This is a genomic window from Streptomyces sp. NPDC058001 (assembly GCF_042886315.1).
GTDB lineage: Bacteria > Actinomycetota > Actinomycetes > Streptomycetales > Streptomycetaceae > Streptomyces.
This window is the reverse complement of the sequence record NZ_JBHVQT010000013.1, coordinates 84714-97497: the sequence shown is the minus strand read 5'-3', so window position 1 is coordinate 97497 and position 12784 is coordinate 84714. Positions and strand designations below refer to the sequence as shown.

Genomic DNA, 12784 nt, shown 5'->3' with positions numbered 1-12784 from the left:
ATCAGCTCGGTCGTCCACCCCACCCCCACCCCGAAACCCGCTACCCACCCCACCCCCCTCCTCCCATACGCTGGTCCCGTGACCCCCGTCGACCTGTCCCGCACCGTGCTGCAAGCCGTGCGGCGTGCCGTGGACGGGGGGGAGCTGGCCGTTGCCGTGCCCGTACGGGTCGTGGTCGAGCGGACGCGGCCCGGGGGCAGCGGGGACTACGCGACCAATGTCGCCCTCCAGCTCGCCCGGCCCGCAGGTCGCCCCGCCCGCCAGGTCGCCGAGATCCTCCGGCACCGGCTCCTCGGCACCCCGGGACTCGCCGGGGTCGACATCACGGGCCCCGGATTCCTCAGCCTCACCCTCGACCGCGCGGCAACCACGGACCTCGTCGCCGAGATCCTCCGCGAGGGCACGCGGTACGGGTACGGGGACGTCCTCGCCGGTCAGGTCATCGCGCTCCACATCCCGCACGAGACCCGCGCCGAGGTCATCGCCGGCGCCCTGACCAGGATCATCGCCAGCCAGGGCGGCCAGGCCGAGATCCGCTACGAGCCCTCGCGCGCGGCACACGCGGCGTACGAGGGAACCCGGGCCCCCGGCACCGGCGCCCACACCCACGTAACCCTGCGCCCCACCCCCGAGCACCCCCCGGCACAGTCGACCCCGCACCCCGGCGACGACGCCCGCCTCTGGTCCCTGCTCCACCCCGCCCCGCACGACCGCACCCACCCCGTCGCGGACCTCCTCGTGCAGCGCGAGAGCAACCCCCTGTTCCGCGTCCGGTACGCCTACTCCCGTACCCGCGCCCTCACCCGAGAAGCCGCCCACCTCGGCTTCACCACCACCCCGGACACCGACGTCGCCCCCGGCACCCCGGGCACCGAATCAGTCACCCCGGACACCGCCGCCCCGGCCACCCGGCACTCGGGACCGCCCGCCACCCCGGGCACCGCCCCAGCCCCCGGCAACGAGCCGGCTCCCCTTGACCGAGCCACCGCCCCGGCCGCCCTCGCCCACGAAGCCGAGGCCCCCCCGGACACCGACGTCGCCCCCGCCACCCCGGGCACCGAATCAGTCACCCCGGACACAGACCCGGCCGCCACCCTGGGCACCGCTCCGGCCACCCGGCACCCGGGACCGCCCGCCACCCTCGGCACCCCGGGTACCCCGGGCACCGAATCAGTCACCCCGGATGCACGCCCGGCCGCCGCCACCCCCGGCACCGCCCCGGCCCCCGGAACCCCCGCCACCCACCTCCTCCAAACCCTCGCCGAGTACCCCCCCGCCCTCCAAGCCGCCGCGCGCCACCGCACCCCCGACCGTCTCGCCCGGCATCTCCTGCTCGTCGCCGATGCGTTTCTGGGGTTTTATTCCGGTGTGTCCGTGTTGCCTGTCGGGGACGAGAAACCCTTGGCCGCCCACCGTGACCGGCTCGCGCTTGCCGAAGCCGCCGGGGCGGTGCTCGCCGGTGGCCTCGATCTGCTCGGCATGCACGCACCCGAACATCTCTGAGAGAGCGCACGACATGAGCCGTTCCGCACACCCCGCCGGGCCCCGTCATGGGGATGTCCTGCCCGAGGGCCACTACAGCGCCCCGCCCGCCGATCTCAACGCCCTCGACCCCAAGGTCTGGGCGCAGACCGTCCGCCGTGACGGCGATGGTGTCGTCACCGTCGGCGGTGTCCAAGTCACCCGGCTCGCCGAGGAGTTCGGGACACCCGCCTACTTCCTCGACGAAGCGGACTTTCGCGCGCGGGCACGGGCCTGGCGTACCGCGTTCGGCACCGGTGCCGATGTCTTCTATGCCGGAAAGGCATTTCTCAGCCGCGCCGTTGTGCGGTGGCTGGATGAGGAAGGGCTCAATCTCGATGTGTGTTCCGGGGGAGAGTTGGCCACCGCTCTCGGTGCCGGAATGCCCGCCGAGCGCATCGCCTTTCACGGGAACAACAAGTCGCCCGAGGAAATCGAGCGGGCCGTCTCCAGTGGGGTCGGGCGCATCGTGCTCGATTCCTTTCAGGAGATCGTGCGGGTCGCGCATATCGCCGAGCGGCTCGGCAAGCGGCAGCGCGTACAGATCCGGGTGACCGTCGGCGTCGAGGCGCACACGCACGAGTTCATCGCCACCGCGCACGAGGACCAGAAGTTCGGGATCGCGCTGGCCGGCGGTCAGGCCGCCGAGGCCGTGCGGCGGGCCCTCAAGCTCGACGGGCTCGATGTCGTCGGGATCCACTCGCACATCGGCTCGCAGATCTTCGACATGGCCGGCTTCGAGGTGGCCGCCCGGCGCGTGGTCGGGCTGCTCGCCCAGATCCGCGACGAGCACGGCGTCGAACTCCCCGAGATCGACCTCGGCGGCGGCCTCGGCATCGCGTACACCTCGGACGACGACCCCCGCGAGCCGCACGAGATCGCCAAGGCGCTCGGCGAGATCGTCGGGAGGGAGTGCGAGGCCGCCGGGCTGCGGACGCCCCGGATTTCCGTCGAACCGGGGCGGGCTGTCGTCGGGCCCACCGCTTTCACCCTCTACGAAGTCGGGACCATCAAGGTCCTTGACGGGCTGCGGACCTACGTCTCCGTCGACGGCGGGATGTCGGACAACATCCGCACCGCGCTGTACGACGCGGAGTACAGCGTCGCCCTCGTCTCGCGCGCGTCCGACGCCGAGCCCATGCTCGTCCGCGTCGTCGGCAAGCACTGCGAGAGCGGCGACATCGTCGTACGGGACGCGTTCCTGCCCGCCGATCTGGCGCCCGGTGACCTCATCGCCGTGCCCGCGACGGGCGCGTACTGCCGGTCCATGGCGAGCAACTACAACCACGCGCTCCGCCCGCCCGTCGTCGCCGTACGGGACGGTGGGGCGCGCGAGATCGTGCGGCGTGAGACGGAGGAAGATCTCCTGCGTCTCGATGTCGGATAAATGAAATAGATATCTCAGGATCCGGACGGGGGATAGAAACTCCCGTCCGGTGAGTGAGACTGGTCCCACCGTAGAAGTACGAGAAGCGAGGTCGGATGATGCGTACGCGTCCGCTGAAAGTGGCGCTGCTGGGCTGTGGGGTAGTCGGCTCAGAGGTGGCGCGCATCATGACGACGCAGGCGGCCGACCTCGCCGCCCGTATCGGTGCCCCGGTGGAGCTGGCGGGGGTCGCGGTGCGCCGACCGTCGAAGGTGCGCGAAGGCGTCGACCCCGCGCTGATCACCACCGACGCGACCGCCCTCGTCAAACGCGGCGACATCGATGTGGTGGTCGAGGTCATCGGGGGGATCGAGCCTGCGCGGACCCTCATCACCACCGCTTTCGCTCATGGTGCCTCCGTCGTCTCCGCCAACAAGGCGCTCCTCGCGCAGGACGGCGCCGCGCTGCACGCCGCCGCCGAGGAACACGGGCGTGATCTGTACTACGAGGCCGCCGTCGCCGGTGCCATTCCGCTGATCCGGCCGCTGCGCGAATCCCTCGCCGGTGACAAGGTCAACCGTGTGCTCGGCATCGTGAACGGCACGACCAACTTCATCCTCGACAAGATGGACTCGACGGGCGCCGGCTACCAGGAGGCCCTGGACGAGGCCACCGCGCTCGGGTACGCGGAGGCCGACCCGACCGCCGACGTCGAGGGCTTCGACGCCGCCGCCAAGGCCGCCATCCTCGCCGGAATCGCCTTCCACACGCGCGTACGCCTCGACGACGTCTACCGCGAGGGCATGACCGAGGTCACCGCCGCCGACTTCGCGTCGGCCCGGCGCATGGGCTGCACCATCAAACTCCTCGCCATCTGCGAGCGGGCCGCCGACGGCGGCTCCGTCACCGCGCGCGTACATCCCGCGATGATCCCGCTCAGCCATCCGCTGGCCTCCGTGCGGGGCGCGTACAACGCCGTGTTCATCGAGGCCGACGCCGCCGGGCAGCTGATGTTCTACGGCCCCGGCGCCGGTGGCTCGCCCACCGCGTCCGCCGTACTCGGCGACCTCGTCGCGGTCTGCCGCAACAAGCTCGGCGAGGCAACCGGCCCCGGCGAGTCCGCGTACACCCGGCTGCCCGTCTCCTCTATGGGCGAGGTCGTCACGCGGTACCACATCAGCCTCGACGTGGCCGACAAGCCGGGCGTACTCGCCCAGGTCGCGACGGTCTTCGCCGAGCACGGCGTATCGATCGACACCGTGCGCCAGAAGGGTAAGGACGGGGAGGCGTCGCTCGTCGTCGTCACCCACCGCGCGCCCGACTCCGCCCTCGGCGGCACCGTCGAAGCGTTGCGCCGACTCGACACCGTGCGGGGTGTCGCCAGCATCATGCGGGTTGAAGGAGAGTAACCAGCAATGACCCACCAGTGGCGCGGAATCATCGAGGAGTACCGGGACCGGCTGCCGGTCACCGAAGGCACGCGGATCGTGACACTCCGCGAGGGCGGTACGCCGCTCGTGCCCGCGCAGGTGCTCTCCGAGCGCACCGGCTGTGAGGTCCACCTCAAGGTGGAGGGCGCCAACCCGACCGGGTCCTTCAAGGACCGCGGTATGACCATGGCCATCACGCGGGCCAAGGAGGAGGGCGCGCAGGCCGTCATCTGCGCCTCCACCGGCAACACCTCCGCGTCGGCCGCCGCCTACGCCGTGCGGGCCGGCATGGTCAGCGCCGTCCTGGTGCCCGAGGGCAAGATCGCGCTCGGCAAGATGGGTCAGGCGCTGGTGCACGGCGCCAAGATCCTCCAGGTGAGCGGCAACTTCGACGACTGCCTCACGCTGGCCCGCAGTCTGTCCGACAACTACCCGGTGGCGCTGGTCAATTCGGTCAACCCGGTACGGATCGAGGGCCAGAAGACGGCCGCGTTCGAGATCGTCGACGCGCTCGGCGACGCCCCCGACATCCATGTCCTGCCGGTCGGCAACGCGGGCAACATCACCGCGTACTGGAAGGGCTACCGCGAGTACGCGGCCGACGGCCCGGCGACCCGGACCCCCCGTATGTGGGGATTCCAGGCGTCCGGTTCGGCGCCCATCGTGCGCGGCGAGATCGTCAAGGACCCGTCGACCATCGCCACCGCGATCAGGATCGGCAACCCCGCGTCCTGGAAGCTCGCGCTGGCCGCCCAGGAGGAGTCGGGCGGCTTCATCGACGAGGTGACGGACCGTGAGATCCTGCGCGCCTACAAGCTGTTGGCGTCCCGCGAGGGTGTCTTCGTCGAGCCGGCGTCCGCCGCGTCCGTCGCCGGTCTGCTGAAGGCCGCCGAGCAGGGCAAGGTCGACCCGGGCCAGCGCATCGTCTGCACGGTGACCGGAAACGGCCTCAAGGACCCCGACTGGGCGGTCGCCGGAGCCCCGCAGCCGGTGACGGTGCCGGTCGACGCGGTGGTGGCGGCCGAGCGGTTGGGCCTCGCGTAGCCACGGAGTTGGTGCGACCCTTGGTGTAGGCCCTTTCTGTGAACCCTTGGTGGAAACCCTTGGCGGAAACCCTTGGTGGAAACCGGGTAAAGCAGGCAAAGGCTTACATCTCCGCACCGGGGGTGCACGGGGGGCTTACGACACGCATCGTGCGCCTCCTGTGCGCCCTATGTCGCCACAGAACCTTCCTTCGATAGGCTGTACCGAACCCGCCGCCGCATATGCCGCGGTGCCGCCGTGCTCGCGGCCTCCGGGTATTCCGTACGTGGTGCAAGTCTGAAGAAAAACCCGCAGCTCAAGGAGAGTCATCGAGCGATGGCCGGTCCCGCGTTCCGCGCCGCCGCCGTCCGAGTGCGCACCCCCGCCACCAGCGCCAACCTCGGACCGGGCTTCGACGCCCTCGGCCTGTCCCTGGGGCTGTACGACGACGTCGTCGTCCGGGTGGCCGACTCCGGACTGCACATCGACATCGCAGGCGAGGGTGGCGACACCCTCCCGCGCGACGAGAACCACCTGCTCGTACGATCCCTGCGCACCGCCTTCGACCTGCTCGGCGGACAGCCGCGCGGCCTGGAGGTCGTCTGCGCCAACCGCATCCCGCACGGCCGGGGCCTCGGCTCCTCGTCCGCCGCGATCTGCGCCGGAATCGTCGCCGCGCGCGCCGTGACCATAGGCGGCGACAGCAGGCTCGACGACAACGCCCTGCTGGAACTCGCCACCGAGATCGAGGGCCACCCCGACAATGTCGCCGCCTGCCTGCTCGGCGGTTTCACGCTCTCCTGGATGGAGGGCGGCGCGGCCCGCGCGATCAGGATGGAACCCGCCGATTCCATTGTTCCGGTGGTTTTCGTACCGGCCGGAGCCGTACTCACCGAAACCGCCCGCGGACTGCTGCCGCGCACCGTCCCGCATGTGGACGCCGCCGCCAACGCGGGCCGGGCCGCCCTGCTCGTCGAGGCCCTGACCAGGCGCCCCGAGCTGCTGCTGCCCGCCACCGAGGACCGACTGCACCAGGACTACCGCGCTCCGGCCATGCCGGAGAGCGCCGCCCTGGTGGAGCGGCTGCGCGCGGACGGTGTCCCCGCGGTGATCTCCGGCGCGGGCCCCACGGTCCTCGCCCTCGTCGACGACCACGCGGCCGACAAGGTCGCCCGACTGGCGGGCGAGGGGTGGGCGGCGAACCGGCTGGCCCTCGACGCCGCGGGTACGAGCGTGCTGCCGCTCGCACCCTTCAGCGTCCATTAGACGGCCACCAGACGGCCACTGGATATATGCGGTTGCCGGATTTCGAGAGGGGGAATGTTTGTTGGATCCGGTAGTGTTAACCTCAAGTCTGCACCCGACCCCACCATGGCGAGGTGCTTCGTGTCCCCGTCCGGGACAACCATCCTTCCGGGAGCCTCCCAAACCGTTTCTCATGTCGCATTGAGCGGTTTGTCGAGCACGCTCCGGAAGCGGCGTGACCGAGCCGCGTGACACAGAAACCCGTGGCACGGCTCCGGGAATCGCCATCACCAGATATGTCTTCCGCCGTTGGCGGACCACCGCCCCGGCGCGGTCCACACCAAAAGGACCGAAGCCGGACAGCACAACCGGTCGCCGAGCCAGACAGGCCGACGTCCGCTCCAGGGAAGGACCCTTCGTGAGCGACACCACCGATCTGATGGGCGTGACTGCCGACAGCACGGTCGATACCGCTGCCGCGCCCGCCACGGACGCCACTGCCGCGCCTGCCACCGGTGCTTCGGCCGGAACCCGGCGGCGCCGCGGAACCGGCCTCGACGGCATGGTGCTGGCCGAGCTGCAGCAGGTCGCATCGGGCCTCGGAATCAGGGGCACCGCGCGGATGCGCAAGAGCCAGCTGATCGAGGTCATCAAGGAGGCGCAGGCGGGCTCCGGTTCCGCCCCGGCGAAGAGTGCCGACGCCCCCGCCGAGGCCAAGCCCAAGCGCCGGGCCACCTCGAAGGCCCGTACCGGCGAGGACGCCGCCGCGACCGACAAGACCACGGGCACCAGGGCCGCCAGGGCCACCAAGACGGACAGCGCCCCGGTCGACGGCGCCGCCAAGTCCACCAAGACCGACAACGGCGCCGCCTCCTCCGAGGGCGCCGCCAAGGCCGTGGCCCAGCAGCAGATCGACATCCCCGGCCAGCCCGCCAGCGACGACGCCCCCGCGGGCGAGCGCCGCCGGCGCCGTGCCACCGCCGACGCGGGCAGCCCCGAGACGGTGACCGCCGACGCGAAGGACGCCGCACGCGGCGACTCCGACGGCAGGGGCGACGGGTCCGACGGCAACGCGGAGGGCCGCCGGGACCGTCGTGAGCGCCGGGACCGTGGCGAGCGCGGAGACCGGGGCGAGCGCGGGGACCGCGGCCGTGACCGGGACCGCCGGGGCAAGGGCGACGACCAGCAGAGCCAGCAGGGCGGCGGCAGCCAGCAGCAGCGCCAGCAGCAGGGCGGCGGCCGTCAGGACCGCAACACCGGCCCCCAGGACGACTTCGACGACGAGAACCGTCGCGGCCGTCGCGGGCGCTACCGGGACCGGCGCGGTCGGCGCGGCCGTGAGGACATCAACGAGCCGCAGGTCACCGACGACGACGTCCTGATCCCCGTCGCCGGCATCCTGGACATCCTCGACAACTACGCGTTCATCCGGACCTCGGGCTACCTCCCGGGCCCCAACGACGTGTACGTGTCCCTCGCCCAGGTCCGTAAGAACGGCCTGCGCAAGGGCGACCACGTCACCGGCGCGGTCCGTCAGCCCAAGGAAGGCGAGCGGCGCGAGAAGTTCAACGCGCTCGTCCGCCTGGACTCCGCGAACGGCATGGCGGCCGAATCGGGCCGCGGGCGGCCGGAGTTCAACAAGCTGACGCCGCTCTACCCGCAGGACCGGCTCCGTCTGGAGACCGACTCGGGCGTGCTGATGACGCGGATCATCGACCTCGTGTCGCCGATCGGCAAGGGCCAGCGCGGACTGATCGTGGCCCCGCCGAAGACCGGTAAGACCATGATCATGCAGGCCGTGGCCAACGCGATCACGACCAACAACCCCGAGTGCCACCTGATGGTCGTCCTCGTCGACGAGCGTCCTGAAGAGGTCACCGACATGCAGCGGTCGGTGAAGGGCGAGGTCATCTCCTCGACCTTCGACCGTCCCGCCGAGGACCACACCACGGTCGCCGAACTGGCCATCGAGCGGGCCAAGCGCCTGGTCGAGCTGGGTCACGACGTGGTCGTCCTGCTGGACTCCATCACCCGTCTGGGCCGCGCCTACAACCTGGCGGCGCCCGCCTCCGGACGCATCCTGTCCGGTGGTGTCGACTCGACCGCGCTGTACCCGCCGAAGCGCTTCTTCGGTGCCGCGCGCAACATCGAGGACGGCGGCTCGCTGACCATCCTGGCCACCGCGCTCGTCGAGACCGGCTCGCGCATGGACGAGGTGATCTTCGAGGAGTTCAAGGGCACCGGCAACATGGAGCTGAAGCTCGACCGGAAGCTCGCCGACAAGCGCATCTTCCCGGCGGTGGACGTGGACGCGTCCGGCACCCGTAAGGAAGAGATCCTGCTCCGCGGCGACGAGCTGGGCATCGTCTGGAAGCTGCGCCGGGTGCTGCACGCGCTCGACCAGCAGCAGGCGATCGAGCTGCTCCTGGACAAGATGAAGCAGACCAAGTCCAACGCCGAGTTCCTGCTCCAGATCCAGAAGACGACGCCGATGCCGGGCAACGGCAACGACTGACGCTTCGCGGTATCCGGCGGTACGTCCCAGGGCCGCCCCCGCTCACTTCGGTGACGGGGGCGGCCCTGTGCCGTGCGCGGTCGTCAGGGGGCGGGCAGCGGGGCCGGGGCAGTAGGGCCGGGTCAGTGGGGCCGGGAAGTGGGGCTGCGCGGTGGGGTGTCGGTGTCGGGTTGTACGATCGCGGCTCTTCGAACACACCATGGACGTGGGGGGAATTACATGCGAACGACTCCATCCGGAGGCCGGCACAGACGCCGGTTCAACCGGATCGTCCCGGCGGCGGCTGCCGTCCTCGCGCTGATCGGTGGCGGCTTCTTCGCCGTCACCTCGTACGCCGGCGAGACGGACGCGGACACGCCCACCGGCGAGGTCGTCAAGGCCCCGCCCGGCGCGACCACCGCCACCTCCACCGAGGGCCCCAGCGCCTCACCGCGCATCATCGGCGGCTCCAACAGCGCCGCATCCTGGATGGTCCAACTCGTCTACGACGACCCGCAGTACGGCGCCTACTTCGTCTGCGGCGGCACCCTGGTCGCACCCAACAAGGTCCTCACCGCCGCGCACTGCCTGCACGACGAGTACGGCAACCGGCAGGACTGGGGCAAGAACGGCCGCGTCGCCGTCGGCACCAGCGTCAGCGTGACCAAGCCGAACTCCGCGACGTACGTCGACGTCACCCGCAGCTGGGTCCGCGACGGGTACAACCCGGACACCTTCACCAACGACATCGCGCTGCTGACCCTCGCCAAGCCCGTCGCGCAGACCACGCTGGAACTGGCCCGGCCCACCGACAGCGCGCTGTACGCGGCCGGCACCAAGGCCACCGCCTACGGCTGGGGTCTGACCAGCTCGGACCAGGACACCGCCGAGATAGCGGCCCAGCTCCAGAAGGTGACGCTGCCGCTGAACTCGGACGCCGCCTGCGCCGAGAACCTGGACCCCTTCTTCACGGCCGACGGCTCCATGATCTGCGCCGGCCAGCTCGGCACCGGCGACGACAGCACCGGCAAGACGACCTGCCCCGGCGACTCCGGCGGCCCGCTCGTCGTCAACAACAAGGTCGTCGGCGTGGTGTCCTGGGGCATCAGCATGGGCAACCAGGTGTGCAACGTCTCGGGCACCTACGAGGCGTTCACGAAGGTCTCCACCTACGAGTCCAAGGTCCGCCCCCGGATCGACGACACCGACCTCAGCCGCAACGGCAAGGCCGACCTCTTCGTCCGCGCGGCCTCCGGCGGCAAGGGATACGTCAAGGAGTCGACCGGTAACGGATTCGCCGCCCGCAAGTCGATGACGGGCTCCTGGAGCGCGTACAACCTCGTACTCCAGACGGATCTCAACCGTGACGGGTACCAGGACTTCATCATCCGGCGGAAGTCCGACGGCGCCGTCTTCTGGCGGCACCGCACCGCGTCGAGCGCGACGTACAAGGACACGAAGATCGCGAGCGACTGGAGGACGCGGAAGTTCATCGTCGCGCCCGGTGATGTCACCGGAGACCGCTTCCCCGATCTGCTCTCGGTGACCTCCGGCGGCACGCTCTACGTCTACCCGGGCAACGGCGACGGCACCTTCGGCGCCCGCGTCACCGCCGGAAAGGGCTACCAGGTCTACAACTCGCTGCGCGGCCATGGCGACTTCACAGGCGACGGCCGCACCGACCTGATCGCCCGGGGCAGCGGCGGCAAGGTCTACCTCCTCAAGGGCACCGGCAAGGCGTCCGCACCCTTCGACAAGGGCCTCCAGGTCCGCACCTGGGACGGGTACAACGCGTTCGCGGCACCGGGTGACGTCACCGGCGACGGCAAGGCCGACTTCGTGGCCCGCACCCCCGGCGGCACGCTGTATCTCTACCCGGGCACAGGAAAGGCGTCCGGAGAGATCTTCGCCACACGCATAAAGATCGGTACCGGCTACCAGCAGTACAACATCTTCGGCTGAAACCGCAGGTGAGGGCGGATGCCCTCGCTCCACGTGGCGACGCGCTGTGACCATCCTTTCACAGGATGGTCACAGCGCGTTATGGAACGCTGCTGGGCGGCCGTGCGTCTGACCCAAGGACGAACCACTGTCCGGAAGCGATGTCGCACCGCAAGCCCGACCCTGAAGGCAGGGAGAGCCGACCGCACGAGGACCGAGGAGCCCATGTCGGAGTCCGACGAGACCAAGCCCGGCACCACACCCGATCCCGCACCCCGGGGCAGGGGGAGGCGTCGCAAGCCGCGCAGCAAGCGCCGTAAGGCCCTGCTGATCACGGCCTGGACCGCGGCGGCGCTCATCGTCGTCGGCGGCTCAGGGCTCGGGTACGTGTACTTCAAGCTCAACGGCAACATCAAGGGCATCGACATCAACGCCGCCCTGGGCACCAACCGGCCGAAGAACGTGAACAACGGCTCCATGGACATCCTCGTCCTCGGCTCCGACTCCCGTTCCGGCGCCAACGCCGAGTACGGCGGGGACACGGGCGGCGCACGCTCCGACACCGCGATGGTCATCCACGTCTACAAGGGCCACAAGAAGGCCAGCGTCGTCTCCATACCCCGCGACACCCTCATCACCCGGCCGGACTGCACGGACGACAAGGGCAAGACCGTGCCGGGCGGCACCCGCGAGATGTTCAACACGGCGTACGAGGTCGGCGGCCCCGCCTGCGCGGTCAAGACCGTCGAGGAGATGTCCGGCATCCGCATGGACCACTACATCGAGGTCGACTTCACGGGCTTCAAGAAGCTCATCGACACCCTCGGTGGCGTACCCATCACCACAAGTCAGGCCATCAACGACCCCAAGAGCCACCTCGACCTGAAGCCCGGCACCCACACGCTCAACGGCGAGGAGTCCCTCGGCCTGGTCCGCACCCGCCACGGCGTGGGCGACGGCAGCGACCTCGGCCGTATCCAGCTCCAGCAGGCGTTCATCAAGGCCCTCATGAAGCAGATCAAGGACGTCGGCGTCTTCACCGACCCCAAGAAGCTCTACGACCTCGCCGACACCGCCACCAGCACCGTCACCACCGACTCCGACCTCGACTCGGTCAAGCAGCTCGCGGGCTTCGCCGGCGGCCTGTCGAAGATCGAATCCCAGGACATGACCATGGTCACGCTCCCCGTGCGGTACGACACGGTGGACCCCAATCGCGTCGTGCCCATGGAGCAGCAGGACGCGCAGGTCTGGAACGCCCTCAAGGCCGACCAGCCCATCCCGCCCTCCGCCACGAAGGACTCCGCGGGCGACAAGGGCAACGCGAGCCAGGTGGTGACCGGAGCCTGACGGCGCGCACCGGCGCACACGGGAATACAATCGCCCGCCCCCCGGTTTTGGGGGATACGGCCAGTCCTGGCAGACTGGTACGTCGGCCCCGGTTCACGTCCCGCATCCCGCGATGACGACCCGGTGCCCTCCCGAACCTAGGAGACACCCTTGAAGCGCGACATCCACCCCGAGTACGTCGAGACGCAGGTCAGCTGCACCTGTGGCGCCTCGTTCACCACCCGCAGCACGATCCAGGCCGGCACCGTCCGCGCCGAGGTCTGCTCCGAGTGCCACCCGTTCTACACGGGCAAGCAGAAGATCCTCGACACCGGTGGCCGCGTGGCCCGCTTCGAGGCCCGCTTCGGCAAGGCTGCTGCCGGCTCCAAGAAGTAGCGAGCCCCTGCGCCGGTCCTCGGCCGCCCTCACCGGGCG

General features: G+C 70.3%; 9 protein-coding genes. All 9 read left to right on the top strand.

The window, feature by feature from the left end; all coding sequences use genetic code 11:
- Positions 1 to 78 precede the first annotated feature (78 nt).
- The 9 genes from nrtL to rpmE all read left to right on the top strand — a co-directional run bounded on the left by nrtL (position 79) and on the right by rpmE (position 12745).
- A complete protein-coding gene (gene nrtL / locus ACFVT5_RS30515) occupies positions 79 to 1503 on the top strand; it encodes an ArgS-related anticodon-binding protein NrtL (protein WP_389894636.1) in 1425 nt (474 codons plus the stop codon).
- A 13-nt stretch (positions 1504 to 1516) separates the two neighbouring features.
- Positions 1517 to 2908 carry a diaminopimelate decarboxylase gene (gene lysA, locus ACFVT5_RS30510; protein ID WP_389894634.1) on the top strand — a complete coding sequence of 464 codons (1392 nt, stop codon included), beginning with the start codon at positions 1517 to 1519 and terminating at the stop codon, positions 2906 to 2908.
- A 98-nt stretch (positions 2909 to 3006) separates the two neighbouring features.
- Positions 3007 to 4296, top strand: coding sequence for a homoserine dehydrogenase (locus tag ACFVT5_RS30505; protein ID WP_389895030.1), 1290 nt, complete (start codon positions 3007 to 3009; stop codon positions 4294 to 4296).
- A 6-nt stretch (positions 4297 to 4302) separates the two neighbouring features.
- A complete protein-coding gene (gene thrC / locus ACFVT5_RS30500; RefSeq protein WP_389894632.1) occupies positions 4303 to 5361 on the top strand; it encodes a threonine synthase in 1059 nt (352 codons plus the stop codon).
- Positions 5362 to 5676: 315 nt separating this feature from the next.
- Positions 5677 to 6606 (top strand): homoserine kinase, encoded by a 930-nt coding sequence (gene thrB, locus ACFVT5_RS30495; RefSeq protein WP_389894630.1) that lies wholly within the window; start codon positions 5677 to 5679, stop codon positions 6604 to 6606.
- A 397-nt stretch (positions 6607 to 7003) separates the two neighbouring features.
- Positions 7004 to 9100, top strand: a complete 2097-nt coding sequence (rho, locus tag ACFVT5_RS30490) for a transcription termination factor Rho (RefSeq protein WP_389894628.1) — start codon at positions 7004 to 7006, stop codon at positions 9098 to 9100.
- A 219-nt stretch (positions 9101 to 9319) separates the two neighbouring features.
- Positions 9320 to 11041 carry a trypsin-like serine protease gene (locus tag ACFVT5_RS30485; protein WP_389894626.1) on the top strand — a complete coding sequence of 574 codons (1722 nt, stop codon included), beginning with the start codon at positions 9320 to 9322 and terminating at the stop codon, positions 11039 to 11041.
- A 204-nt stretch (positions 11042 to 11245) separates the two neighbouring features.
- Positions 11246 to 12370 (top strand): LCP family protein, encoded by a 1125-nt coding sequence (locus ACFVT5_RS30480; protein WP_389894624.1) that lies wholly within the window; start codon positions 11246 to 11248, stop codon positions 12368 to 12370.
- A gap of 150 nt (positions 12371 to 12520) precedes the next feature.
- The gene (rpmE, locus tag ACFVT5_RS30475; RefSeq protein WP_389894622.1) at positions 12521 to 12745 is read left to right on the top strand and encodes a 50S ribosomal protein L31; all 225 of its coding nucleotides are present in this window, start codon (positions 12521 to 12523) and stop codon (positions 12743 to 12745) included.
- Positions 12746 to 12784 lie beyond the last annotated feature (39 nt).

Bases quoted from the DNA above. Each gene is read 5' to 3' on its own strand.
- lysA (WP_389894634.1), top strand. From the start codon at position 1,517: ATGAGCCGTTCCGCACACCCCGCCGGGCCCCGTCATGGGGATGTCCTG.
- ACFVT5_RS30505 (WP_389895030.1), top strand. From the start codon at position 3,007: ATGCGTACGCGTCCGCTGAAAGTGGCGCTGCTGGGCTGTGGGGTAGTC.
- thrC (WP_389894632.1), top strand. From the start codon at position 4,303: ATGACCCACCAGTGGCGCGGAATCATCGAGGAGTACCGGGACCGGCTG.
- thrB (WP_389894630.1), top strand. From the start codon at position 5,677: ATGGCCGGTCCCGCGTTCCGCGCCGCCGCCGTCCGAGTGCGCACCCCC.
- ACFVT5_RS30485 (WP_389894626.1), top strand. From the start codon at position 9,320: ATGCGAACGACTCCATCCGGAGGCCGGCACAGACGCCGGTTCAACCGG.
- ACFVT5_RS30480 (WP_389894624.1), top strand. From the start codon at position 11,246: ATGTCGGAGTCCGACGAGACCAAGCCCGGCACCACACCCGATCCCGCA.